General features: G+C 59.6%; 24 protein-coding genes and 1 riboswitch. Of the genes, 13 read left to right on the top strand and 11 right to left on the bottom strand.

The genetic code is table 11. The features are described 5' to 3' along the window. Nucleotides 1–56 precede the first annotated feature (56 nt). Both madL and madM read left to right on the top strand, forming a co-directional pair. Nucleotides 57–473: a malonate transporter subunit MadL gene (madL, locus tag AB7M29_RS01025; RefSeq protein ID WP_007897996.1), complete on the top strand. Its 417-nt coding sequence runs from the start codon at nucleotides 57–59 to the stop codon at nucleotides 471–473. A 1-nt stretch (nucleotide 474) separates the two neighbouring features. Continuing rightward, on the top strand, nucleotides 475–1239 hold the full coding sequence (gene madM, locus AB7M29_RS01020) for a malonate transporter subunit MadM (protein ID WP_454246159.1): 765 nt from the start codon (nucleotides 475–477) through the stop codon (nucleotides 1237–1239). A 108-nt stretch (nucleotides 1240–1347) separates the two neighbouring features. Here madM and AB7M29_RS01015 read toward each other — a convergent pair whose 3' ends face one another. Next, entirely contained in the window at nucleotides 1348–2262 is a 915-nt protein-coding gene (locus AB7M29_RS01015; RefSeq protein ID WP_217857453.1) for a LysR family transcriptional regulator, read from the bottom strand. 157 nt (nucleotides 2263–2419) lie between these two features. On the opposite strand from AB7M29_RS01015, the gene trhA reads away from it, so the two are divergent. Next, nucleotides 2420–3037, top strand: coding sequence for a PAQR family membrane homeostasis protein TrhA (gene trhA / locus AB7M29_RS01010; RefSeq protein WP_217857452.1), 618 nt, complete (start codon nucleotides 2420–2422; stop codon nucleotides 3035–3037). Between the two features lie 59 nt (nucleotides 3038–3096). On the opposite strand, the gene AB7M29_RS01005 is transcribed toward trhA, so the two are convergent. Next, entirely contained in the window at nucleotides 3097–4059 is a 963-nt protein-coding gene (locus tag AB7M29_RS01005) for a LysR family transcriptional regulator (RefSeq protein ID WP_454246158.1), read from the bottom strand. A 107-nt stretch (nucleotides 4060–4166) separates the two neighbouring features. On the opposite strand from AB7M29_RS01005, the gene AB7M29_RS01000 reads away from it, so the two are divergent. From AB7M29_RS01000 to AB7M29_RS00990, 3 genes are read left to right on the top strand one after another with little or no spacing between them, the layout of a single operon-like run. Then, entirely contained in the window at nucleotides 4167–5408 is a 1242-nt protein-coding gene (locus AB7M29_RS01000) for a D-amino acid dehydrogenase (RefSeq protein WP_454246157.1), read from the top strand. Nucleotides 5409–5426: 18 nt separating this feature from the next. Beyond that, a complete protein-coding gene (locus AB7M29_RS00995; RefSeq protein ID WP_038981012.1) occupies nucleotides 5427–5777 on the top strand; it encodes a RidA family protein in 351 nt (116 codons plus the stop codon). 27 nt (nucleotides 5778–5804) lie between these two features. After that, complete coding sequence (locus AB7M29_RS00990) at nucleotides 5805–6707, top strand: transporter substrate-binding domain-containing protein (protein ID WP_401173673.1); 903 nt, start codon at nucleotides 5805–5807, stop codon at nucleotides 6705–6707. 132 nt (nucleotides 6708–6839) lie between these two features. On the opposite strand, the gene AB7M29_RS00985 is transcribed toward AB7M29_RS00990, so the two are convergent. Both AB7M29_RS00985 and AB7M29_RS00980 read right to left on the bottom strand, forming a co-directional pair. Next, on the bottom strand, nucleotides 6840–7559 hold the full coding sequence (locus tag AB7M29_RS00985; protein WP_217857448.1) for a 16S rRNA (uracil(1498)-N(3))-methyltransferase: 720 nt from the start codon (nucleotides 7557–7559) through the stop codon (nucleotides 6840–6842). Nucleotides 7560–7697: 138 nt separating this feature from the next. Then, nucleotides 7698–9104 (bottom strand): adenosylmethionine--8-amino-7-oxononanoate transaminase, encoded by a 1407-nt coding sequence (locus AB7M29_RS00980; RefSeq protein WP_454246156.1) that lies wholly within the window; start codon nucleotides 9102–9104, stop codon nucleotides 7698–7700. Between the two features lie 222 nt (nucleotides 9105–9326). On the opposite strand from AB7M29_RS00980, the gene AB7M29_RS00975 reads away from it, so the two are divergent. Next, entirely contained in the window at nucleotides 9327–11102 is a 1776-nt protein-coding gene (locus AB7M29_RS00975; protein WP_217857446.1) for a flavin monoamine oxidase family protein, read from the top strand. Between the two features lie 97 nt (nucleotides 11103–11199). Here AB7M29_RS00975 and AB7M29_RS00970 read toward each other — a convergent pair whose 3' ends face one another. Further along, a complete protein-coding gene (locus tag AB7M29_RS00970) occupies nucleotides 11200–12129 on the bottom strand; it encodes a YncE family protein (protein WP_217857445.1) in 930 nt (309 codons plus the stop codon). Between the two features lie 284 nt (nucleotides 12130–12413). Between AB7M29_RS00970 and AB7M29_RS00965 the strand changes: the two genes are divergently transcribed. Together AB7M29_RS00965 and AB7M29_RS00960 are read left to right on the top strand one after the other, a co-directional pair. Beyond that, nucleotides 12414–12965 (top strand): cytochrome b, encoded by a 552-nt coding sequence (locus tag AB7M29_RS00965; RefSeq protein WP_008007496.1) that lies wholly within the window; start codon nucleotides 12414–12416, stop codon nucleotides 12963–12965. A gap of 32 nt (nucleotides 12966–12997) precedes the next feature. Next, nucleotides 12998–13591 (top strand): YceI family protein, encoded by a 594-nt coding sequence (locus tag AB7M29_RS00960; RefSeq protein WP_123719661.1) that lies wholly within the window; start codon nucleotides 12998–13000, stop codon nucleotides 13589–13591. Nucleotides 13592–13842: 251 nt separating this feature from the next. On the opposite strand, the gene AB7M29_RS00955 is transcribed toward AB7M29_RS00960, so the two are convergent. From AB7M29_RS00955 to ahcY, 4 genes are all read right to left on the bottom strand, one after another. Beyond that, on the bottom strand, nucleotides 13843–15708 hold the full coding sequence (locus tag AB7M29_RS00955) for a DEAD/DEAH box helicase (protein ID WP_454246155.1): 1866 nt from the start codon (nucleotides 15706–15708) through the stop codon (nucleotides 13843–13845). Nucleotides 15709–15930: 222 nt separating this feature from the next. Further along, on the bottom strand, nucleotides 15931–16746 hold the full coding sequence (locus AB7M29_RS00950; RefSeq protein WP_217857442.1) for a substrate-binding periplasmic protein: 816 nt from the start codon (nucleotides 16744–16746) through the stop codon (nucleotides 15931–15933). 192 nt (nucleotides 16747–16938) lie between these two features. Next, on the bottom strand, nucleotides 16939–17784 hold the full coding sequence (gene metF, locus AB7M29_RS00945) for a methylenetetrahydrofolate reductase [NAD(P)H] (protein WP_038981031.1): 846 nt from the start codon (nucleotides 17782–17784) through the stop codon (nucleotides 16939–16941). 160 nt (nucleotides 17785–17944) lie between these two features. Then, nucleotides 17945–19354: an adenosylhomocysteinase gene (gene ahcY, locus AB7M29_RS00940; protein WP_007898042.1), complete on the bottom strand. Its 1410-nt coding sequence runs from the start codon at nucleotides 19352–19354 to the stop codon at nucleotides 17945–17947. A 23-nt stretch (nucleotides 19355–19377) separates the two neighbouring features. Beyond that, nucleotides 19378–19476: riboswitch (S-adenosyl-L-homocysteine riboswitch) on the bottom strand. A gap of 198 nt (nucleotides 19477–19674) precedes the next feature. Between ahcY and AB7M29_RS00935 the strand changes: the two genes are divergently transcribed. Beyond that, nucleotides 19675–20079, top strand: coding sequence for an acyl-CoA thioesterase (locus AB7M29_RS00935; protein ID WP_030130199.1), 405 nt, complete (start codon nucleotides 19675–19677; stop codon nucleotides 20077–20079). A 205-nt stretch (nucleotides 20080–20284) separates the two neighbouring features. Further along, nucleotides 20285–21169, top strand: a complete 885-nt coding sequence (locus AB7M29_RS00930; protein ID WP_454246154.1) for a formate/nitrite transporter family protein — start codon at nucleotides 20285–20287, stop codon at nucleotides 21167–21169. Nucleotides 21170–21283: 114 nt separating this feature from the next. Here AB7M29_RS00930 and AB7M29_RS00925 read toward each other — a convergent pair whose 3' ends face one another. Beyond that, the gene (locus tag AB7M29_RS00925; protein WP_008071958.1) at nucleotides 21284–22453 is read right to left on the bottom strand and encodes an MFS transporter; all 1170 of its coding nucleotides are present in this window, start codon (nucleotides 22451–22453) and stop codon (nucleotides 21284–21286) included. A gap of 296 nt (nucleotides 22454–22749) precedes the next feature. Here AB7M29_RS00925 and AB7M29_RS00920 point away from each other — a divergent pair, with 296 nt between their 5' ends. Continuing rightward, nucleotides 22750–23583 carry an EamA family transporter gene (locus AB7M29_RS00920; protein ID WP_454246153.1) on the top strand — a complete coding sequence of 278 codons (834 nt, stop codon included), beginning with the start codon at nucleotides 22750–22752 and terminating at the stop codon, nucleotides 23581–23583. A gap of 49 nt (nucleotides 23584–23632) precedes the next feature. Next, complete coding sequence (locus tag AB7M29_RS00915) at nucleotides 23633–24019, top strand: MAPEG family protein (RefSeq protein ID WP_217857438.1); 387 nt, start codon at nucleotides 23633–23635, stop codon at nucleotides 24017–24019. 116 nt (nucleotides 24020–24135) lie between these two features. Here AB7M29_RS00915 and mltA read toward each other — a convergent pair whose 3' ends face one another. Beyond that, nucleotides 24136–25308: a murein transglycosylase A gene (mltA, locus tag AB7M29_RS00910; protein ID WP_454246152.1), complete on the bottom strand. Its 1173-nt coding sequence runs from the start codon at nucleotides 25306–25308 to the stop codon at nucleotides 24136–24138. Nucleotides 25309–25362: the final 54 nt, after the last annotated feature.

Genomic DNA, 25362 nt, shown 5'->3' with positions numbered 1-25362 from the left:
CAGGCTGCGAACGACAAAAACAACAATTCCGACGATGCACTTTGAGGACTACAACAATGATTATTTACGGTGTGGCGCTGTTGGCGATCTGTACGCTGGCAGGGGTGATCATGGGTGACATGCTCGGCGCGTTGCTGGGCGTTAAATCCAACGTCGGCGGGGTCGGGATCGCGATGATCCTGCTGATTTGCGCGCGGTTGTGGATGCAAAAACGCGGCGGCATGACCAAGGACTGCGAGATGGGCGTCGGCTTCTGGGGCGCCATGTACATTCCGGTAGTGGTGGCGATGGCCGCGCAACAGAACGTTGTTACCGCTCTGCATGGCGGCCCGGTGGCGGTGTTGGCGGCGATCGGTTCGGTGGTGCTCTGCGGCTGCACCATTGCGCTGATCAGCCGGACCCACAAAGGCGAACCCTTGCCCGATGAACCGGCGGACATAACGTCGGTTGGCGCACCGGCAGGAGGTCGCTGATATGTGGGATCTCATCGAGAAAGGTCTGGAACATAACGGGTTGGTGACAGCGTTCGCGTTCGTTGGCGTGATCATGTGGGTGTCGGTGGTGTTGTCCAAACGCCTGACCTTCGGACGAATTCACGGCTCGGCGATTGCCATCGTCATCGGCCTGGTGCTGGCCTGGGTCGGCGGCACCATGACCGGCGGGCAAAAAGGCCTGGCGGATTTGTCGCTGTTTTCCGGCATTGGTTTGATGGGCGGTGCGATGTTGCGTGACTTCGCCATCGTTGCCACGGCGTTTGAGGTGCAGGCCACCGAAGCGAAAAAGGCCGGGATGATTGGCGTCATCGCGCTGCTGCTGGGCACGATCCTGCCATTCATTGTCGGGGCGAGCATTGCCTGGGTGTTCGGTTATCGCGATGCGGTGAGCATGACCACCATTGGCGCGGGCGCGGTGACTTATATCGTCGGGCCAGTGACCGGGGCCGCGATTGGTGCCTCGTCCGATGTGATGGCGTTGTCGATTGCCACCGGGCTGATCAAGGCGATTCTGGTGATGGTCGGTACGCCGATGGCTGCGCGCTGGATGGGGCTGGATAACCCTCGCTCGGCGATGGTGTTTGGCGGCTTGGCCGGGACTGTCAGCGGTGTGACCGCCGGATTGGCGGCGACGGATCGGCGGCTGGTGCCGTATGGCGCGTTGACGGCGACGTTCCACACCGGGCTTGGGTGCTTGCTTGGGCCTTCGTTGCTGTACTTCATTGTTCGCGGGATTGTGGGGTAAGCCAGTAGATCGCTGACTGTTCCGGCGCCATCGCGAGCAGGCTCGCTCCCACATTGGAATGCATTTCCCTGTGGGAGCGAGCCTGCTCGCGATAGCCGCGACACGGTCTCAGGCCTGCCGATTGGCATACATCCGACACTCCGCCAGCAACGCCAGCAAATTCGGGTCACGCTCCTTGGCCTTCAGAAACACCACGCCGATGTGCTGCTGCAACCGATACTTTTCCTGCAACGGAATCAGCTTCACCCGGTTCTCATACACCGCCGCAATCCTTCCCGGCAGCAACGCATAACCGACCCCGGAGCTGACCATGCTCAGCAGGGTGAAGATGTCGTTGACCTGCATCGCCACCTTCGGCTCGAACCCCGCCTGCTTGAACACCCGAATACCGTCCTGGTGTGTGGCGAAGCCTTGGGTCAAGGTGATGAATGTCTCGTCGCGCACCTCGGCCAGATCGACTTCGGTCCGCTGGGCAAAGGGCGAATCAGCTGGGGTGGCGAGGAAGATGTCATCGGAAAACAGCGGAATATGCTCGCAGTCCGGGTCATTCACGCTGTCATCCAGCGACACCAGGATCGCGTCGACTTCCATGTTCTTGAGCTTGTACAACAGGTCGATGTTCGAGCCCAGGATCAGGTCGATATTGAGTTCACTGCGGCGGATTTTCAGGCCCATGATCAACTGCGGGACGGTCTTCACCGTCAGCGAATACAGTGACCCAAGCTTGAAGCGCTCAGCCGAGAACCCGGCCGCTTCGCGGGTCAGGCGCACGCTTTCGAGCACGTCCTGAATCAGCTTCTGCGCCCGTTCTTCCAGCACATAAGCGCTTTCGAGTGGGGTCAGGTTGCGGCCTTCGTGTTTGAATAGCGGGCAACGCAGGGCGCTTTCCAGAGAATGGATGGCGCGATGCACGCTAACGTTGCTGGTTTGCAACTCGGCGGCGGCGCGGGCCAAGTTGCCGGTGCGCATGAAGGCCAGGAACACCTCGAGTTTTTTCAGGGTCAACTCTTCATCGATCAACATGGGCGTGACTCTTATTCGAATCGCTCGATTGTGCCCAATTGGCTGACGTTTGGCTCGATGGCTTTTTGTAGGAGTGGCGCTATACGGAAACATTGCGCTTTTAACCTTGAGGCCTGAGCCTTGCACGCTGCGGTAACGAATTTGAGGTGAGCAACACATGTATCACGGGGAAAGATTGAATGCCTGGACGCATCTGGTCGGGGCGGTGGCGGCGTTTGTCGGGGGCGTGTGGCTGCTGGTGATCGCCAGTATGGACGGCAGCCCGTGGAAGATCGTCAGCGTGGCAATTTACGCGTTCACCTTGCTGGTGCTCTACAGCGCCTCGACCGTTTACCACAGCGTGCGCGGGCGCAAGAAAACGATCATGCAGAAGGTCGATCACTTTTCGATCTACCTGCTGATTGCCGGCAGTTACACGCCGTTCTGCCTGGTGACCCTGCGCGGGCCGTGGGGCTGGACGTTGTTCGGGATTGTCTGGGGGCTGGCGCTGATAGGCATCCTGCAAGAGATCAAACCGCGCTCGGAAGCGCGGATTCTGTCGATCGTGATTTACGCAGTAATGGGCTGGATCGTGCTGGTGGCGGTCAAGCCGTTACTGGCGGCGCTGGGGCCAGTCGGCTTTACCTGGCTGGCGTCGGGCGGGGTGTTGTACACCGTGGGGATAGTTTTTTTTGCCCTCGATAATCGCTTGCGGCATGCGCATGGGGTCTGGCATCTGTTTGTGATTGCCGGGAGCGCGCTGCACTTTGTGGCGATTCTGTTTTATGTCTTGTAGATCGCGTTGCAGCTATTTGCAAAACCTGTGGGAGCGAGCCTGCTCGCGAAAGCGTCAGGTCAGTCGACATCATCGCTGACTGATCCACCGCATTCGCGAGCAGGCTCGCTCCCACAGGGACACAGGCGATCCAGTTGCGCCTGCGCCCGTCGGCTGAACACCTGCAACAAGTCGCTCAAGGTGTGTGGCGGCGGTTCGTCGGCGCGGGTGACTGCGTACAGGGTGATCGGTAGCGCCGGCGCCAGGGGGCGAATCGCTGTGGTGGCGGGGGACGCGCCGAGTGCGGTGAACGGGTCGATCACTGCTAGCCCGGCACCGGATTCAACCATCGCCCGCGCCAGCGAATAAGTCTGCACCGCGATGCGTACCTTTGGCGGCGGATCGACCGCCTCAAGGTAGCTGTCGAGTCTGGCGGCCAGCGGGTCGGCGCTGGACAGGCCGATCAGCGGTGCACCGGCCAGTTCGATCAACGGCAGTGGTTTACCGTGAGTGTCGTCGGCCCAAAAACCTTTCGGCGCTAGCGCCACCAGCATCCCACAGGCCAGGGCCTGCGCTTTCAGGCCCGGATGATCGGGCAGTTGCAACGTCAGGACGACATCCACTTCGCGCATCAACAGGTTCTGCATCAGCTCGCGGCTGTGGGCGCTGGACAGTTCGCAGGCGATTTCCGGGTAGCGTTGCGTCCATTCGTTGATCGCTGGAGGCAGCAGCGACAAGGCCAGCGCCGGGATCGCGCCAATCCGTACGCTGTGGCCGGGCTCGCGGCGCAGGCTCTGGGCCAGACGTCGTACGCCTTGCAGGCTTTCGGTGACCTTGTCGACCTCGCGCTCAAGCTCCAGGGCTTCGGGCGTCGGCTGCAATTTACCGCGCACCCGCAGGAATAACGGAAAGCCCAATTGCTGTTCGGCGTGTTGCAGCACTTTGCTCACCGCCGGCTGCGACACGTGCAGCAACTGGGCGGCGCCACTGACCGAACCGGTCTGGCGAATGGCCTGAAAAATCTCGATGTGTCGCAGTCGCATGGCAAGTCCATAACCTTTGTTTATGGGTCAGGCATCTTTATGCATTGTTCAACGGCTGTCACCTGGTCCTAACCTGAAGCACGTTCCAACAACGCTTAAGGACAGACATGGCTCAGCGGGTTTGCATCATCGGTGGCGGCGTCATCGGGCTGACAACGGCTTACGCACTGGTTCGCGACGGCATCGACGTGACGCTGATCGAGGCCCGGGATTCGTTTGCCAGCGAAACCAGTTTCGCCAACGGCGGCCAGTTGTCCTACCGCTATGTCGCGCCACTGGCCGATGCTGGCGTACCGTTGCAGGCGCTGGGCTGGATGTTGCGCGGTGACTCGCCGTTGAAGCTGCGTCCGCGTTTGGACCCGGCCCAATGGCGCTGGATGGCGTCCTTTCTGGCGTCCTGCCGTCGTTCGGTGAATCAGCGCAACGGCGCACACCTGCTGCGCCTGGCGCTGCTGAGCCAGGCCACGCTGCAAGGCTGGCGCGACGAAGACCGCCTCGACGGTTTCGATTGGCGGCGCAACGGCAAACTGGTGACGTTTCGTGAAGCCGCAAGCTTCGAGCATGCGCGCCAAGGGCTGGCTGATCCGCGACAGCAACAGGTGTTGTCCCGGGCCGAGTGCGCGCAACTAGAGCCGGCACTCGCCGAGGCGCCGTTTGTGGGCGCGATCTACACACCCGATGAAGAAGTCGCCGACTGCCATGCGTTCTGCCAGCAACTGGTGGCCCGGCTAAAGGCGTCGGGGCATTGCGAGTTTTTGCCGGGGCGCACGGTCACCGGCATTCGTCACGCGGACGGCGCGGTGCAGGCCATCGAAATGGACACGCAGATATTGCCAGTCGAGCAACTGGTGATCGCTGCCGGTCATCGCAGCCCGGCGCTGGCGTTGCCGGGCATGAACCTGCCGCTGTACCCGCTCAAGGGCTACAGCCTGAGCATGCCGATCCGCGCCGAACATCGCGCGCCGGAGCTGAGCATCACCGATTACAACCGCAAGATCGTTTACGCCCGCATCGGTGCACAACTGCGGGTGGCGGCGATGGTCGACATTGTCGGCTTCGACCCGGCGCTCGATCCCAAGCGTCTGGCGCTGATCAAACGCCAGGCGCAGGAAACCTTACCCAATGCCGGCGATTACGACGCCGCCATCGCGTGGGCCGGCATGCGCCCGGCGACCCCCAGCGGCGTGCCGTTGATTGGTGCCACGGCGTACCGCAACCTCTGGCTCAACCTCGGCCATGGCGCCTTGGGCTTTACTTTGGCCTGCGGTAGCGCGCGGCTGCTGAGTGAGTTGATTGCCCGGCGCGCACCCTCGATCGAAATGCAGGGCCTCGCACCCCGCGTCGCCTGACTGGAAAAGGAAGAACCGATGAGCATCAAGCGTTTCAACAGCAACAGTCGACTCTCTGGCGCCGTGACCTTTGGCGAGCTGGTGTTTCTATCGGGACAAGTCCCGGGCGACAGCCGCGACGCCGCCGGCCAGACCGCAGAGGTTCTGGCGAAAATCGACGGGTTGCTGGCCGAGGCTGGCAGCGACAAGGATCACTTGCTCAGCGCGACCATTTACTTGAGCGACATTGGCCGTGATTTCGCCGCCATGAACGAGGTCTGGTCACAATGGCTGTCGCCGGATAAGGCGCCGACCCGCACCACATTGCAGGCGCAACTGGCCCGTCCAGAGGTTCTGGTGGAAATCACCGTGATCGCCGCCCGCCGCTAATCACCCTACCCACAACGGAGAATAACAATGCAAAAAATCACGTTGATCGGCTGCACCCTTGGCCTGCTGCTCGCCAGTCAGGTCCAGGCCAACGAAGCGCCGCTGACCGGCACGCTGAACAAGGTCGCCAATGCCAAGAGCATCACGCTGGGTTATCGCGACGCGTCGGTGCCGTTCTCTTACGTGGGTGATCACACGGGGCAGCCGATGGGCTATTCGGTGGACCTGGCGAGCAAGATTGTCGAGCGCATCAAGCAAAAACTCGAGCTGCCGGATCTGCAGGTGAAGTACAACCTGGTGACCTCGCAAACGCGCATTCCGCTGGTGCAGAACGGCACGGTCGACCTTGAGTGCGGCTCCACCGGCGTGACCGCCGAGCGCATGCAGCAAGTGGCGTTTTCCTATGGATTCATCTACGTGAAGGGGCAATTGCTCACGGCGAAGGACAGCGGCATCAAGCGCTTCGCCGACCTGCGCGGCAAGAACGTTGTGACCACCGCCGGCACCACCAATGAGCGGTTTCTGAAGAGCTACAACGTCGATCACAAGATCGATATGTTCGTGATCAGCGCCAAGGACCACGGCGAAGCGTTCCAGATGCTGCAGTCAGGGCGGGCGGCGGCGTTCTATATGGACGATGCGTTGCTTTACGGCGAACGGGCCAAGGCCCGCGATCCGCATAAGTGGGTCGTGGTGGGCGAGGAGCAATCCCGGGAAATCTACAGCTGCATGGTGCGCAAGGGCGATCCGCAATTTCTCGAGTTGGTGAATTCGACGCTTGCTGATTTGTACAGCTCAGGGGAAATCAACGGCATCTACAACCGCTGGTTCCAGCAGCCGATTCCGCCTAAAGGTTTGAACCTTGAGTTTCCGATGACCAGCGAGTTGAAGGCGATTATCGCCAAGCCGGTGAGTGATCCGGTGCAGTAGTTCCTGAACGATCAGATTCTGTTTTGTGTCTTGTAGATCGCGTCGCCGGCCTTCGCGAGCAAGCCCGCTCCCACATTTGATCTCTGAACGACACAGATCAAGTGTGGGAGCGGGCTTGCTCGCGAAGAGGCCCTAGAAGTCGCCCCACAACTGCTGGGCTACCGCCAACGCCACCACCGGCGCGGTTTCGGTGCGCAACACGCGAGGGCCGAGGCGGGCGGCATGAAAGCCGCCGGCCTTGGCCTGCTCGACTTCAGCGTCGGACAACCCGCCTTCCGGGCCGATCAGAAACGCCAGTGTCGCCGGTTTCGCATGGCTCACCAGCGGCTCGGCCACCGGGTGCAGCACCAGCTTCAATTCGGCCTCCGTCTGCTTCAGCCAATCGGCCAACAGCAGCGGCGGATGAATCACAGGCACCGATGAGCGCCCGCACTGCTCGCAGGCGCTGATCGCCACCTGACGCCAGTGCATCAGGCGTTTGTCGGCGCGCTCGTCCTTGAGGCGGACTTCGCAGCGGTCGGTGAAGATCGGGGTGATTTCGCTGACGCCCAATTCGGTGGCTTTCTGAATCGCCCAGTCCATCCGCTCGCCACGGGACAAGCCCTGGCCGAGATGGACCGCCAGCGACGACTCGACCTGCCCGGCGAAGCTGTCATCGATGTTCACCACGACGCGCTTCTTGCCGACGTCCGCCAGCGTGCCGCGAAACTCATGGCCCGAGCCGTCGAACAATTGCACCGCATCACCCTCGGCCATGCGCAGCACGCGGCTGATGTAATGGGCCTGGGCCTCGGGAAGCTCGTGTTCGCCGATGCTCAAGGGGGCGTCGATAAAGAAGCGGGACAGTCTCATCAATGGTCTCTGTAATTCGTCTGAACTGATCGTTCCCACGCTCTGCGTGGGAATGCCTCACCGGACGCTCCGCGTCCGCTTTTGGGACGCAGAGCGTCCCCGGCTGCGTACCCACGCAGAGCGTGGGAACGAGAGAAACTAGCCCGGATCACGGTAACCCGGATGAAAGTCCTGCGGCACTGCCACGCTGATGCTGTCACGGGTGGCGATGTCGATGCCTTCGCTGGCCACTTCGGCCAGAAAATCGATCTGCTCCGGAGTAATCACGTACGGCGGCAGGAAATACACCACGCTGCCCAAGGGCCGCAATAAAGCACCACGCTCCAGCGCATGCTGGAACACCTTCAAACCGCGACGTTCCTGCCACGGATAAGCAGTCTTGCTGGCCTTGTCCTTGACCATCTCGATGGCCAGCACCATGCCGGTCTGACGCACTTCGGCAACGTTCGGGTGATCGGCCAGGTGCGCGGTGGAGGAGGCCATACGTTGGGCCAGGGCCTTGTTGTTCTCGATGACGTTGTCTTCTTCGAAAATATCCAGCGTCGCCAATGCCGCCGCGCACGCCAGCGGATTGCCGGTGTAGCTGTGGGAATGCAGGAAGGCGCGCAGGGTCGGGTAGTCGTCGTAGAAAGCGCTGTAGACCTCATCGGTGGTCAGGCAGGCCGCCAACGGCAGGTAACCGCCGGTCAGGGCCTTGGACAAACAGAGGAAGTCCGGGCGGATGCCGGCCTGTTCGCAGGCGAACATCGTTCCGGTGCGGCCGAAGCCGACGGCGATTTCATCGTGGATCAGGTGCACGCCATAACGGTCGCAGGCTTCGCGCAGCAACTTCAGGTACACCGGGTGATACATGCGCATCCCGCCGGCGCCCTGAATCAGCGGCTCCAGAATCACGGCGGCCACGGTGTCGTGGTTGTCGGCCAGCGTCTGCTCCATGGCGGCGAACATATTGCGCGAGTGTTCTTCCCAGCTCATGCCCTCGGGACGCAGGTAGCAGTCGGGGCTCGGCACCTTGATGGTGTCCATCAGCAGGGCTTTGTAGGTTTCGGTGAACAGCGGCACGTCGCCCACCGCCATCGCCGCCATGGTCTCGCCGTGGTAACCGTTGGTGAGGGTGACGAAGCGCTTCTTGTTCGGCTGGCCGCAGTTGAGCCAGTAGTGAAAGCTCATTTTCAGCGCGACTTCGATGCACGACGAACCGTTATCGGCGTAGAAGCACCGGGTCAGGCCTTCGGGCGTCATCTTCACCAGACGCTCCGACAGTTCGATCACCGGCTGATGGCTGAAACCGGCGAGGATCACGTGTTCCAGCTGATCGACCTGATCCTTGATGCGCTGGTTGATCCGCGGGTTGGCGTGACCGAACACGTTGACCCACCAGGAGCTGACCGCGTCGAGATAGCGTTTGCCTTCGAAGTCTTCCAGCCAGACGCCTTCGCCGCGTTTGATCGGGATCAGCGGCAGCTGTTCGTGGTCTTTCATCTGGGTGCAGGGATGCCACAACACCGCGAGATCGCGTTGCATCCACTGATTATTCAGGCCCATGTTCAGTCTCCTCGAGGCAGCTCGCTGGGTGCGCGGGCAAACAATCGCGCAAGCCTATGCAATGCGCGTCATCGGGACAACCCATTGTGTCGATTGAGCTACTTTGTATAAGGAGATAGACGTCGCTGGCGGCGTTTTGATGGCTGACGTATTCTTCGCGGTTCTTTGAGTCGTCTGACTCGTAAAACCGCTATTTCCTCGTGTATTTCCGGAGTTCGCTGAATGTCTGCTGGTTGGCTGCGCGCCTGTGCGCTGGTGATGTTGGGGCTGTTCAGCGTTTCGGCGCTGGCCAAGGATAAAACGGTGATCGTGATCGGCGGCGGGCTTTCGGGCCTCACCGCGGCGTACGAACTGCAGAACAAAGGCTGGCAGGTCACCCTGCTGGAAGCCAAGCCGACGTTGGGCGGTCGCTCCGGCATGGCCACCAGTGAGTGGATCGGCAACGACAAGACCCAACCGGTGCTGAACAAGTACGTCTCGACGTTCAAGCTGACCACCACGCCAGCCCCTGAATTCGTGCGGACCCCGAGCTACCTGATCGACGGTGAATATTTCACCGCCGCCGATCTGGCGACTAAACAGCCGGCCACCGCCGAAGCGCTGAAACGCTACGAAAAGACTTTGGATGATCTGGCGCGTTCGATTGAAGACCCGCAGAACCCGGCCGCCAACAGCACGCTGTTCGCCCTGGACCAGATCAACGTGTCCAACTGGCTCGATCGCTTGAATCTGCCAGCCACTGCGCGTCAGTTGGTGAATCAGCAGATTCGTACCCGCTATGACGAACCTTCGCGCCTGTCGCTGCTGTACTTCGCACAACAGAGCCGCGTCTACCGTGGCGTTGCCGACCGTGACCTGCGCGCCTCGCGTCTGCCTGGCGGCAGCCCGGTGCTGGCCCAGGCTTTCGTCAAGCAGCTGAAAACCATTAAGACCAGCTCCCCGGTTTCGGCCATCAGCCAGGACAAGGACGGCGTGACCGTCAAAGTCGGCAGTGTTGGCTATCAGGCGGACTACGTTGTGCTGGCCGTGCCGTTGCGTGCACTGAACAAGATCCAGATGACCCCGGCGCTGGATGCCCAGCACCTGGGCGCCATCAAAGGCACCAATTACGGCTGGCGTGACCAGATCATGCTGAAGTTCAAGACGCCGGTGTGGGAAAGCAAGGCGCGTATGTCTGGCGAGATCTACAGCAACACCGGTCTGGGCATGTTGTGGGTCGAGCCGGCCATGAAGGGCGGCGCCAACGTGGTGATCAACCTGTCCGGCGACAACGCGCGGGTGATGCAGGCTTTCGGCGACAAGCAGATGGTCGATCAGGTACTGATTCGTCTGCACGCCTTTTATCCACAGGCACGCGGTTCGTTCACCGGTTATGAAATCCGTCGCTACAGCACCGACCCGTCGATGGGTGGCGCTTACCTGGCCTTCGGCCCTGGCCAGATGAGCAAGTACTGGCGTCTGTGGGAACGCCCGCTGCAACGTGTAGCCTTTGCCGGCGAACACACCGATACCTTGTACCCAGGCACTCTGGAAGGCGCATTGCGCACCGGTCAGCGTGCAGCCAGTCAGGTAGAAGACCTGGCGGCAGGCAAGTCGTTTGAACCGGCGAAAGTTGTTCCGGCGGCGACCGCAGCAGCGGCCGGTGCAGTGGCGGCGAAGAAAGGCAACTTCTTCACCAACCTGTTCGGTGGCTCTGACGACAAACCGGCCCCGGCCAAGGCGCCGGAACCAGCGGCACCAGTTGCTCCGGCACCTGCCCCAGTACCTGTGCCGACTCCAGCGCCAGCACCGGTTGAGGCGCCGAAGCCTGCGGCACCGGTGAAAGCAGAGCCTGCCAAGAAAGCACCGGCCAAAGCGCCAGTGAAAAAGCCTGCTGCCAAAACCGAGACCAAAAAAACTCCGGCCAAGGCGACGGCGAAAAAGACTGAGCCGGTGAAGAAACCAGCGGTCAGTACTGCTGCGAAGACCCCGGCGACAACTGAAACCAAGGCGCAGTAAGCGCTGGAATCAAAAAAAAGCGCGGCAGTGATGCCGCGCTTTTTTTATGTCTTGCGTAGGTCGCCGGCTAAAGCCGGCTGCTGATTTTGCTTTGACGCTAAGCTAGATCGACCCTATGTACTTTGTCGCTTTGGTAGTCGCTGATATAGGCGCGGTTGCGTTGATCAATAACCATGTCATACGGTTCGGAAGCATCAGGAATGGAAACCCGGCGAACAATCTCATACGTGACGGTATTGATTTCAACGACCTCTTTTTTGGTTTGATCAACGGCATAAGCGTTTTTTTTGCCGAATACTATTTTCCCTTCGCAAGTCACAAAATCGAAATGCCTGGTGGTCGATAACTTAGGGTCCAGTACGGTCAGTTTTTGAGCGTCAAGACACACGATATACACTTCTCTGTCGTCGGGACTGACGGTAACCGCTGACGGATACTGTTCGGTTTTGATGATATCGAGGACTTTGAAAGTCTTGCTGCTGATGATCGTTAGTGCGTCCTGATAAGGGCCACCAGGAGAGTTTGTGCTGGAAATATAAAGACGCGAATCGTCCTGGCTGATATCCACACTTATGGAGGGAGAGGGTAATCCTCGCACTCTGCGCACCGCATAAGTGCGGGTATCAATAATTGCCAGCCACTCTTTATCTTGTCGAACGGTGACGTAAACATGCTTCCCGTCTCGGCTCACGACGATTCCCCGAGGATATCTTCCCACCGTGACGTTACCCACCGCATAGGTTTCAGTATCAATAACCGAAACCGAACTTGAACCGTAGTTGGTCACGTAAGCTCTTTTCCCTCCATGGGCCAGGACGATGTTTTGGGGATAATGCTCGACGGCGATGGTGCGGATTACCTTTCTGTTCCGGGTGTTGATCACTGACACATTGCCTGAAATGTAATTGCAAACAAAAACCCGTGATCCGTCGTTGTTGATGGCTATCCCTCGTGGCCCTTCCCCTACGGGTATCGAATTGGATAGGTTTCGCGTAGTCGCGGGGGATGAACTCGAATGGTGACTCATGGTAGAACTCCTGTTCAGACGCTCGGACAATCGCCCGAGATCAGGTTCATCAATGACCTGTAATGGTGGCTACTGTCAGATATGACAGTTCTGACGAGTGGTAAAGGCTTTTTGGAAGCGAATATGGGACAGCGTCTGTAGGTTTTTTCTTCTGGTTAACACTCACTTAACATCTCGACCCCAAGGTCATGATCGTATTTTTCGATGTTTCAGAGCGAAATTTTCCGCTTTAAGTCGATAGATAACTCGATAGTCTTGGGCGCAGTTCTTACAGGATTTGGGCAATGCAGCTACGTAACTCTTCTTCCCGCTACGGGTGGGTCAGCATCTTCGTGCACTGGGGTGTGGCGCTCGCGGTCTTCGGCCTGTTCGCATTGGGGCTGTGGATGGTCGGTCTCGACTACTACAGTTCCTGGCGCAAAGATGCGCCGGATCTGCACAAGAGCATTGGCCTGGTGTTGTTCGCAGTCATGTTGCTGCGGGTGTTGTGGCGCTTCATCAGCCCACCTCCACCGCCCCTGCAAAGTTATAGCCGCATGACACGTCTTGGCGCCGTGTTCGGCCATGCCTTCCTCTATCTCGGGCTGTTCGCTGTGATGATTGCCGGTTACCTGATTTCCACCGCAGACGGTGTCGGGATCCCGGTGTTTGGCCTGTTTGAAGTTCCTGCACTGGTTTCCGGACTACCGGACCAGGCAGATACCGCTGGTGTGATCCATTTGTACCTGGCCTGGGCGCTGGTAATTTTTTCCGGCCTCCATGCGTTGGCAGCATTGAAACACCACTTTATTGATCGTGATGCGACCCTGACGCGAATGTTGGGACGCAAAGCCTGATGTTCAACCTCGACTCCAAAGGAATAGAAAGCATGTTGAAAAAGACGCTCGCCGCTCTGGCAATCGGTTCTGCTCTGCTGTCGGCTAACGTGATGGCGGCCGATTACGTTGTCGACAAAGAAGGCCAACACGCCTTCGTTGATTTCAAGATCAGCCACTTGGGTTACAGCTACATCACCGGTACCTTCAAGGACATCGACGGCAAGTTCAGCTTCGACGCCGCCAAGCCTGAAGACAGCAAGATCGAATTCAATGTACGCACCGCCAGCGTGTTCACTAACCACGCCGAACGTGACAAGCACATCGCCAGTGGTGACTTCCTGAACGTGGGCAAATTCGCCGACGCCAAGTTCGTCTCCACCAGTGTTAAATCCACCGGTAAAAACGCCGCTGGTAAAGACACTGCCGACGTAACCGGTAACCTGACTCTGGCTGGTGTTACCAAGCCCATCGTGGTCAAAGCCACCTTCCTGGGTGAAGGCAAGGATCCATGGGGCGGTTACCGTGCCGGCTTCGAAGGCACCACCAGCATCAAGCGTTCCGATTTCGGCAAACAGAAAGACCTGGGTCCACAGTCCGACGCGGTCGAGTTGTACATTACGTTTGAAGGTGTGAAAGCGAAGTGAATTTCGCTGCTTGAACAAAAACGCCCCTGATCTCGCGATCCGGGGCGTTTTTTATTGCCGGGCAAAATCTGCACTGGCACCGCAAATCCAATGTGGGAGCGGGCTTGCTCGCGAAAGCGGTCGAGCATTCAGCATTAATGTCGACTGAACCACCGCCTTCGCGAGCAAGCCCGCTCCCACAGGTTTCTTCGCCAGCATAAAAAATGCCCCTGATCTTGCGATCCGGGGCATTTTTCATGGCTTTGAAAAACTCAGCGATTGCGGGTCAGCAAGGCTGGTTTTTCGCCGCGCGGACGGCCTGGGAGTTGATCAAGTTGCTCAGGTGTCGGGAAGCGATCGCTTTTCGACTCCTTATGAATGATCTTCGGTGCCGGGCCGCGCGGGTTCTGCACGGCCGGTTCCGAACGAGGCTGCTCGTCACGGGCCGGGCGGCGGTTGCGGGACTCTTCGCGACGGGCCTGGCCGTCACGTGGAGCACCGTTGCGTGGACCGCTGCGCTTGGCCGGTGGGGTGCCGGTGGTTGCGCCGCTGCTGCTACGCGGACCGTTCTGGCGACCTTGTGGCTGACCGGTGCGCGGGGCACTGGCGCCTGCGCCTTGTGCCGGAGCACCCGGACGGCGACCACGGCCCTGAGCAGGTTTGGCTTGAGGCACGTAGTCGACGCGGTTACCGAAGTTATCGATATCGTCGTCCAGGAACTCGTCTGGAGCACGGTCGGCGGCGGCGCGAGGTGCCGGACGCTGTTGCTCACGGGCCGGGGTGCCTTCGCGAGGCTTGTGCTCACGGGCAGGGCGATCGCCACGGCCAGTGGTAGCGGTTTTTTCCTTGCCGCCCTTGTCCTTGCCTTTGTCTTTACGACCGCCACCACCACCACTGCCGTTCGGACCATCGCCGCGCGGGCCACGTGGATTGCGCGGGTTACGCACATCCGGACGCTCGCGGACTTCAGGTTTCTCGGCTTCCACAGCGCTGGAATCGAAGCCCATCAGGTCGCCGTCGGCGATTTTCTGCTTGGTCATGCGCTCGATGCTTTTCAGCAGCTTTTCTTCGTCCGGAGCAACCAGCGAGATCGCCTCGCCCGAACGACCGGCACGGCCGGTACGACCGATACGGTGCACGTAATCTTCGTCGACGTTCGGCAGTTCGAAGTTGACCACGTGAGGCAACTGATCGATGTCCAGGCCGCGAGCGGCGATGTCGGTGGCGACCAAGATGCGCACTTCACCGGCCTTGAAGTCGGCCAGGGCTTTGGTGCGCGCGTTCTGGCTCTTGTTACCGTGGATCGCGACGGCGGTGAGGCCGTGTTTGTCCAGGTACTCGGCCAGGCGGTTGGCGCCGTGCTTGGTGCGGGTGAACACCAGCACCTGTTCCCAGGCGCCCGCGGTGATCAGGTGAGCGAGCAACGAACGCTTGTGGCTGGCAGCCAGGCGGAATACGCGCTGTTCGATCCGCTCGACCGTGGTGTTCGGCGGCGTGACTTCAATGCGTTCCGGGTTATGCAGCAGCTTGCCGGCAAGGTCGGTGATGTCTTTGGAGAACGTCGCCGAGAACAGCAGGTTCTGGCGTTTGCTCGGCAGACGGGCGAGGACCTTTTTCACGTCATGGACAAAGCCCATGTCGAGCATGCGGTCGGCTTCGTCCAGCACGAGGATTTCCACGTGGGACAGATCCACACTGCCTTGGCCGGCGAGGTCGAGCAGGCGACCCGGGCAGGCCACCAGCACGTCGACACCGCGGGACATGGCCTGAACCTGTGGGTTCATGCCGACGCCGCCGAAGATGCAGGCGCTGACGAACTTCAGGTCACGGGCATAGACCTTGAAGCTTTCGTGCACCTGGGCCGCGAGTTCGCGGGTTGGGGTCAGGACCAGTACGCGCGGTTGGCGCGGGCCGTGACGCTGGGATTTGTCCGGGTGACCGTTGGGAAACAACCGTTCCAGAATCGGAAGGGCGAAGCCGCCGGTTTTACCAGTACCTGTCTGTGCCGCAACCATCAGGTCGCGACCTTGCAACACGGCGGGAATGGCCCGCTGTTGCACCGGAGTAGGCTCGGTATAGCCCGCTGCCTCGATGGCGCGGACTAAAGCCTCGGAGAGACCGAGGGAAGCAAAGGACATGAGTAATCCTGTTTTAGTTAGGGCTTGGCCCAATGGGAGTCTTGCCTGGCGCGAATCGCGTTTAAGAGGACGCAATCCCGTCCGGTCCTGCTGGGCCTCGAAGGCTCGTCTGGAGCGCTCGCGCGGGCTGAAAAGCTGCGCTGTAGCGGGATCGAGATGCCTTGAACAAGTCCGAGCGTCCGGGCGTGAGCCTGGCGGGAAGGCCGGAGTATAACAGAGCAATCACTGCGCGCCGCTTTCCTGCTGCTCAACGGTTTTTCCGCCGGTTGCGGTGGCGCTGGCGGCCCGTACTTCAGGGGCAGGGCTGGCGCCATAGCGGGCGCTCAGTTCGGCGTAGGCCGGCTCGCGCTTGAAACGTTTGAGCTCGGCACCGAAACGCTGCACCAATAAATCCATCCCCGCATTGCGGCGTACCGCCAGAAACTGACTTTGCTGGCTGATGATGATCGGGTTCTCGGTGATCTTGTCGCGGATATTCAGTTGATCGAGCAAATGCTGGCCAACCCGGCGATCAGTGATCAGCAGGTCGATGCGACCGCGCACCAGTTTGCCGAAGTTGGCTTCATGGGTGGGTGCCGGCTCTTGGGTGAATAGCGTCGATTCGCTGAAGTCCTTGCTGTACAGGTAGCCCGGCGAGGTGCCGATGGTCAGGCCTTTCAGATCGTCCAGCGTGCGAAACGGATACGGTCGCTCGTTGGCATAGAACATTACGAATTCGACTTGCGAGAGCGGTTCGCTGGGGTAGAGCAGGGTCGCGTCGCGTTCATCACTATGGAAAATATCCAGCACGCCATCCGCCTGGCCTTGCTCTAGCATCGACAGGCAGCGTTTCCATGGCAGGAACTGCCATTCCACGTCGATCCCGAGGCGTTTGAAGACAATGGCGGTGGTTTCGTAGTCGAGCCCCAGAGACTTGCCGTTTTCCTCGTACACGTAAGGTGCCCAGGGTTCGGTGACAATACGCAACTTCTCGCCCCGAGCGGTGAAGCTCAGGCAAGTGAACAGAAGCACGGTCAGTAACTGAGCGATCAGGGGCATGGCTTGAGATTACGACGAGAAATCATAAAGAGCCAGAAACCGGATCCAGAAGCTCTTTCTCAGGATATGACTGCACAATAAAGGGGCGCCGGAAAGCAAAAGATCGCAGCCTGCGGCATTTCCTACAGGGGGATACGTACCTCTGTAGGAGCTGACGAAGGCTGCGATCCTTTGATCTTGCTTTAATGACGATTAACGCGGCAACTTCAGGTTATTCCACACCGCCAGACTCGGCTCAGCCTGGTTCAGCGTGTAGAAATGCAACCCTGGAGCGCCACCCTGCAGCAGGCGTTCGCACATTTCGGTGATGACTTGCTCACCAAAGCCTTGAATGCTTTGGGTATCGTCGCCGTAGGCTTCCAGTTGCTTGCGGATCCAGCGCGGGATTTCCGCACCGCAAGCGTCGGAGAAACGCGCCAGCTTGCTGTAGTTGGTGATCGGCATGATCCCCGGCACGATCGGTATGTTCACGCCTTTCGCCCGTACACGCTCGACGAAGTAGAAGTAGCTGTCGGCGTTGAAGAAGTACTGGGTGATCGCACTGTTGGCGCCGGCGTTAGCCTTGCGCACGAAGTTGTTGAGATCGTCTTCAAAGTTGCGCGCTTGCGGATGCATCTCCGGGTAGGCGGCGACTTCGATGTGGAAATGATCACCGGTTTCTTCGCGAATGAATTCAACCAGGTCATTGGCGTGACGCATCTCGCCGCTGGCCATGCCCATGCCCGAGGGTAGGTCACCGCGAAGCGCAACGATACGCGTGATGCCGGCTGCCTTGTACTGGCTCAGCAGGCCGCGCAGGTCGTCCTTGCTGTCGCCCACGCAAGACAAATGCGGTGCGGCAGGGACTTTGACTTCGCTTTCAAGCTGCAACACGGTGTTGAGGGTACGATCACGGGTCGAACCACCAGCGCCGTAGGTGCAGGAGAAGAAGTCAGGGTTGAAGGTCGCCAGATGACGGGCAGTGGCGATCAGTTTTTCATGCCCAGCATCGGTCTTCGTAGGGAAGAACTCGAAGCTGTAGCGACGGTCTTGGGACATGGTCATATCCTTGGAAACACGTAAGCCGGACGCTTGCACATCCCAATGTGGGAGCGGGCTTGCTCGCGAAGGCGGTGGGTCAGACGACATTAATGTTGAATGTTAAACCGCCTTCGCGAGCAAGCCCGCTCCCACAAGGGAGAGCAGGCAGCAGGACCAATCAGTAGCGGTAAGCGTGCGGCTTGAACGGGCCTTCGACGGTCACGCCGATGTAGTCAGCCTGTTGCTTGGTCAGTTGAGTGACCACGCCACCGAAACCGCGGACCATTTCCAGGGCCACTTCTTCGTCGAGTTTCTTCGGCAGTACTTCAACGGTCAGGCGCTCGGCTTTCTGGGCTGGCGACAGGTCGGCGTACTTCTGGCCGAACAGGAAGATCTGAGCCAGAACCTGGTTGGCGAACGAACCGTCCATGATGCGACTTGGGTGGCCAGTGGCGTTGCCCAGGTTAACCAGACGGCCTTCGGCCAGCAGGATCAGGTAGTCGTCGTTCTGAGCATCGAAAGCGCCCGGGCCGGTACGGTGAACCTTGTGAACCTGTGGCTTCACTTCTTCCCATGCCCAGTTCTTGCGCATGAAAGCGGTGTCGATTTCGTTGTCGAAGTGACCGATGTTGCAGACAACAGCGCGCTTCTTCAGGGCTTTGAGCATGTTCGCGTCGCAAACATTGACGTTACCGGTGGTGGTCACGATCAGGTCGATCTTGCCCAGCAGCGCTTTGTCGATGCTCGCTTCGGTACCGTTGTTGATACCGTCGATGAACGGCGAAACCAGTTCGAAACCGTCCATGCAAGCTTGCATGGCGCAGATCGGGTCGACTTCGGAGACTTTAACGATCATGCCTTCCTGACGCAGGGACTGGGCCGAGCCCTTGCCCACGTCACCGTAACCGATGACCAGCGCTTGCTTGCCGGACAGCAGGTGGTCGGTACCGCGCTTGATCGCGTCGTTCAGGCTGTGACGGCAGCCGTACTTGTTGTCGTTCTTGCTCTTGGTCACCGAGTCGTTAACGTTGATGGCCGGGATTTTCAGCTCGCCCTTGGCCAGCATGTCCAGCAGGCGGTGAACACCGGTGGTGGTTTCTTCGGTGACGCCGTGGACGCGGTCCAGGATCGCCGGGTATTTCTTGTGCAGCAGCTCGGTCAGGTCACCGCCGTCGTCGAGGATCATGTTGGCATCCCAAGGCGCGCCATCTTTGAGGATAGTTTGCTCCAGGCACCACTCGTACTCTTCTTCAGTTTCGCCTTTCCAGGCGAAAACCGGGATACCGGCAGCAGCGATAGCGGCAGCGGCCTGGTCTTGAGTCGAGAAAATGTTGCAGGACGACCAACGTACTTCGGCACCCAGGGCAACCAGGGTTTCGATCAGCACGGCAGTCTGAATGGTCATGTGGATGCAGCCGAGAATCTTCGCGCCTTTGAGCGGCTGCTCGGCGGAGTATTTGCGGCGCAGACCCATCAGGGCTGGCATTTCGGATTCGGCGATGATGGTTTCGCGACGGCCCCAGGCAGCCAGGGACATGTCGGCGACTTTGTAATCGTTAAAATCTACAGGCGTGATAACAGCGCTCATGATGAGCCTCCATTCGTAATGTATGCGAATGGGCGCCGTTGTGCGTTTAGTGTCTGGCGGTGGCCAGTCAACGCCCCATCCGAGCCTGACAGGTCGAACCTGCTGCAGCGCCCCTCGGACAGGTGGCGGGAAAACGGTAGCAACCGAAGATGACCGTTTTGAAACGGTGGCGATTATAGCTGTGTAGACGATACTTCCAAAGCGTTTCTGCAGGTCAATGCCCGAACGGTAATCGAGACCATAGTCGATGCGTAATAGAGCTCTAGTCCGGGCTCTGCCATGATGGCCGGCATCAATCGGCAAGACGGTCAGGAGTGAGTATGAATTTCCACACCCGCAAATGGGTAAAACCCGAAGACCTCAACCCCAACGGCACGCTGTTCGGCGGCAGCCTGTTGCGCTGGATCGACGAAGAAGCGGCGATCTACGCCATCGTCCAGCTGGGCAATCAGCGCGTGGTCACCAAGTACATTTCCGAAATCAACTTTGTCAGCGCCTCGCGTCAGGGCGACATCATCGAGCTGGGCATCACCGCCACCGAGTTCGGTCGCACGTCGATCACGCTGACTTGCGAAGTGCGCAACAAGATCACCCGCAAGAGCATCCTGACGGTGGAAAAGATGGTCTTCGTGAACCTGGGCGAAGACGGCCTGCCCGCGCCGCATGGCCGGACCGAGATCAGGTACGTCAAAGACCAGTTCAAGGATGACGTCATCGGCGAATGAGATCGGCGGCGCGGCCTTCGCGAGCGGGCTCGCTCCCACATTTGATCTTCAGCGAACACAAACTCGATTAACGACTGAAATTCACTGTGGGAGCGAGCCTGCTCGCGAAAGCGGTCTACTGGTCAATGATGATTTAGCGGACCACTGAACAGCTCCGAACCCCGCGTGTCGTAATTAAACGACACGCCACTGGTTCAGGAGCTTTATGGACACGCCCAAAGACGGCAAGACCCCGGACCTCTCGGCGAAAGAACAGCACGAGGTTGACAAGAACCAGCCACCGCGCGCGGCGGTGCTGCACGAAATCATTCGCACCCAAGGTGATCAGGAGCTCGAGCGTAGCGTTGCGGCGCTGTGGTGGTCAGCACTGGCTGCGGGTTTGACCATGGGCTTGTCGCTGATGGGCATGGGGCTGCTCAACTCGCGTCTGCCGGACGGCGAAGGCTTCAAGGTGATCGCCAGTTTCGGCTACTGCGCAGGTTTTCTCGCGGTGATTCTGGCCCGTCAGCAACTATTCACCGAAAACACCCTGACTGCCGTATTGCCGATCATGAGCAAGCCTACGCTGGGTAATTTCGGTCGGTTGTTTCGGCTGTGGTCGGTAGTGTTGGTGGGCAACCTCTGCGGCACCTTGCTGGTGGCGTACGTGATGCTGCACCTGCCGATTTTCGACACCAAGACCGATCTGGCCTTCCTCGACATCGGGCGCAAGGTCATGGAGAACGACGCGAGCAAGATGTTCGCCAAAGGCATCATCTCCGGCTGGATGATCGCCACCATGGTCTGGATGATCCCGTCCATGGAAAGCGCCAAGATGTGGATCATCATCCTCATCACCTATTTCATGGCGCTGGGAGATTTCACCCACATCGTTGTTGGATCGGTCGAGGTCTCGTATCTGGTGTTTGCCGGCGAGTTGCCCTGGAAGGATTTCTGGCTGGTGTTCGCAGGACCCACGCTGGTGGGGAACATCATCGGTGGCAGTTTTATCTTCGCGCTGATCAGTCATGCGCAGATTCGCAGTGAAATCGGGCCGCCGAAGAAGAGCACGGATCAAACGCCGGATCCACGCAAGCCTAAAGATGAGTGAAGTGAGCTACACCGCGTAAGCTTCATCGCGAGCTGGCTCGCTCCCACCGGGAAATACGCTGTCCAAGTGGGAGCGAGCCAGCTCGCGATAGCGGTTTGCGCAAAATGCAGTCAATCAGCCGGACACATTGACCGCGACAGCACTGCGTCGTTGCAGGTAGATGAAAAACAGCGCCGTCAGTACCGTCAACCCGCTGACCAGTGCACCGGTCCACGGCAAGTCCGCCAGGTCCGCGCCACTGGCTACAACCAGCCCGCCAATCCATGCCCCGGCAGCGTTGCCGAGATTGAATGCGCTTTGATTCAATGTCGACCCAAGGTTCGGCGCTTCATGAGCCTGATCGATGATCAGCAATTGCAGGATCGGGCACAGCGCGAACGCGAAGATGCCCCACAACACCAGCGTGATCGCCGCCGGGATCACTGAATGACTGGTCTGACTGAAAGCGGCCAGCACGACGACCACAGCCAGGGCCATACCCACCAGAGAGGGCAGCAAACGACTGTCCGCCAGTCGGCCGCCAAGCATGCTGCCCGCCGTCAAGCCCACCCCGAACAACAGCAGCATGATGGTCACGCCATGCGGGCTGACACCGGTGATGTCTTGCAGAATCGGCGCGATATAGGTGAACACGCTGAACAGACTGGTGGACGCCAGCACGCTCATGCCCAGCGCCAGCAGCACGTTGACCTTGCCCAGCACTTTGAACTCGCTCGCCAGGTTGGCTTTGTCCATGGGGATTTCCTTGGGTAGCCAAACCCACTGCGCGATTGCCGCAATCACACCAATCACCGAGACCGCCCAAAACGTCGAGCGCCAGCCGGCGTACTGCCCGAGCGCGGTGCCCAATGGAACGCCCAGCACGTTGGCCAGCGTCAGACCGGTGAACATCATGGCAATGGCTTGGGCTCGTTTGTTCGGTGCCACCAAACCGGCGGCGACCACCGAGCCGATGCCGAAGAACGCACCATGGCACAGCGCGGTGATCACCCGTGCGGCCATCAAAGTGGCGTAGTTCGGCGCCAGGGCGCAGAGGATATTGCCGAGAATGAACATCAGCGTCATGCCCAGCAGTGTGGCTTTGCGCGGCATGTTGGCGGTGCCGACCGCGAGGATCGGCGCACCGAACACCACGCCCAGGGCGTAACCGGTGATGAGCAGGCCCGCGTGAGGAATGCTCACGGCGAGGTCGCGGGCGACATCGGGCAGCAAGCCCATGATGACGAATTCAGTGGTGCCAATGCCGAAGGCGGCAACGGCCAGTGCAAGCAAGGCGAGTGGCATGCGCAAGGTCTCTGTCGGTAGTCTTGACGCTTTGATCAGGCATACGCAGGCCGACGACCGTTCTCGGTGAGAGCGGGCAGAGGCAGGAATTATTGGAATTAGTGTGTGCGCAACTGAGTGCGGCGTGGTCGCTTGCAGTATAAACAGCTGCGGACATATGGCGAATCAATTCTCTGCCCCGTGATGTAGGAGCTGCCGCAGGCTGCGATCTTTTGATTTTGCTTTTGAAAGATCAAAAGATTGCAGCCTTCGGCAGCTCTTACGGGGGAGGGTGGGGGCAAAATAAGGAGAGTGCCGTGCTCGCGACGGTTCTGGTGTTGGTGGCGGCGCTGTTGCACGCGGCGTGGAATACCCTGATCAAATTCAGCGCAGAGCGGCTGTTGGTGGTGGCCTGCATGGACAGCGTGGCGCTGCTGTTTGTCGCCCTGATGCTGCCCTTCGTGGCGCTGCCGCCACTGGAGATGTGGCCGTGGATTCTCGCGTCAGCGGCATTTGAGTTGCTCTATCGCTACCTGTTGATCCAGGCCTATCGGGTTGGCGATCTCGGCTTGGTCTATCCCTTGATGCGTGGCCTGTCGCCACTGGTGGTGCTGGCACTGACGCTGATCTTCGCCGGGGAAGTGCTGACGGCTCAGCAGATCTTCGGGATTTTGCTGATCCCGTTCGGCATGTTGTGCCTGCTCTGGCAGGGCGGTGGCGGGGTGCGTCTGCCGTGGTCGATGCTACCGGTGGTGGCGCTGATCGGATTGTGCATCGGTTGTTACACCTTCATCGATGGTCAGGCCCTGCGACGCTGGTCCCATCCGCTGGACTACCTGGTGTGGGTCACCTTGCTCAGCGCCTGGCCGTTCCCATTGCTGGCGCTGGTGCGCAAGCGCCCGGCGTTCATGCTGTTCTGGCGCGAGCAGTGGCGATTGGGCTTGGCGGTCGGGTTTTGCGTTCTGTTCAGTTACGCTCTGGTGTTGTGGGCGATGCAGCTCGGCTCGATTGCCGAAGCTGCGGCGTTGCGCGAAATCAGCGTGATTCTGGTGGTGCTGTTCGGTATGCGCTACCTGAAAGAACCTTTCGGCAGGCCTCGGCTCTTAGCCTGTGGGCTGGTGCTGATCGGCATATTGGTGATGAAGTTTTAGTCGCCCCTGATGGAATTCGATTTTCTATAACTGAAGAAGGAACTGCGTTATGACGGTTGCTCTGTGGTGCATTTTGATTGCGATCTGCTTGCCATATCTATGCACAGGCGTCGCCAAGTTCAGCGGCGGCAAGTTCGGGCTGAAACAGAATCACGACCCGCGGGCGTTTCTGGATTCGCTCGAAGGGATGGCCAGGCGTGCGCATTCGGCGCAGTTGAACAGCTTCGAAGTGACTCCGGCGTTTGCTGCAGCGGTAATCGTCGCGCACCTGGCCGGTAATGCCGATCTGGTGACGATCAATGTGCTGGCGGTGTTGTTTATCACCAGTCGGCTGCTGTACATCATTTGCTATCTGGCGGACTGGGCGATTCTGCGGTCGCTGGTGTGGGCAATTGGCATTGGGTTGATTGTCAGTTTCTTTGTTGTGTCGGTTTAAAGGCAAGATCAAAAGATCGCAGCCTGCGGCAGCTCCTACATTGACCGCGTTCGCCGCAATATCTCGGATGAACATCGATCCCTGTTGGAGCTGGCGAAGCCTGTGATCTTTTGCTTTTAAAGTTTGTCAGCTACCTGCGGCACTTGTGGCAACGCCGCCCCTTTAGGCCAAAGCATCCAGATCTGCCCCTGCTGTTTCATGTCGCCGGCCAATTGCCCGGCCGCTTCGCCCGTGCCCCAGAACAGGTCTGCGCGGACCTCGCCGGCAATTGCGCCGCCAGTATCTTGCGCGGCCACCGGGCGTACCAATGCGCTGCCGTCCGGGCGTGTGGTCGATAACCACAACAGGCTGCCGAGTGGAATCACCTTGCGGTCCACCGCCGCGCTGTAACCTGCGGTCAGCGGTACGTTCAGCGAGCCGCGCGGCCCTTCGTTGCTGTCAGGGTTGCGGGTGAAGAACACGTAGCTGGGGTTGCTGCCGAGCAGTTCGGGAATGCGCATCGGATTGGCCTTGGCCCAAGTGCTGATAGCGCCCATGGTCACGTCTTCTTTCTTCAGCTCACCCTGGTCCACCAGCCAGCGGCCGATGGGGCGATAGGGGTGGCCATTCTGGTCGGCATAACCGATGCGCAACTGACGACCGTCATCAAGCTGGATGCGACCTGAGCCCTGAATTTGCAGGAACTGCAGGTTCATCGGGTCGGTCAGCCAGGCAATCACCGGTGCCTTCACGCCTTGGGTTTCAATGGTTGCCGCATCGTCGTACGGCTTGAGCACGCGACCTTCGAGTCTTCCGCGCAGGCGTTTGCCTTTGAGTTCCGGATAGATACTGTCCAGAGAGACGATGATCATATCCTCGGGTACACCGTACACCGGGATGTTGGCTTCCTCGGTCTGAGTCAGGCTACCGGGGTACACCGGTTCGTAGTAACCGGTAATCAGGCCGTTGGGGTTGTCATTGGCGGCACGCAGGCCATAGACGTCCAGGTTCTGTTTGAGGAAACCGCGGATGTCATTGGCGGTTGGCTGCACATTGGCGGAAGCCGCACAGATGTCGCCCCAGACAGGGTCGGCCTTGAGTCGGGTGCAGGCGCTGCGCCACGAGCCGAAGCCTGCGACGAGGTCATTGTCGGACACCGCCGGAAGCGCTTCCCAGGTGGCGCTGGAGTAGGTCGCCAGTGCGTGGGTTTTCGGTTTGCTGCTGTCGCCGCCGGTACAACCTGCCAGCACGGCCACCATTGGAAGCGTCCAGGCCAGATTGTGACGCCATGCCTTGAAACGGCTGTTCATGGAGTAATTCCTTTGTCGGTTGCCTGAGTGCTCCATGCGCTCAAACAACCCGTA

It is taken from the genome of Pseudomonas sp. F-14 TE3623 (assembly GCF_053629015.1).
This window is presented reverse-complemented; position numbering and strand designations above follow the sequence as displayed.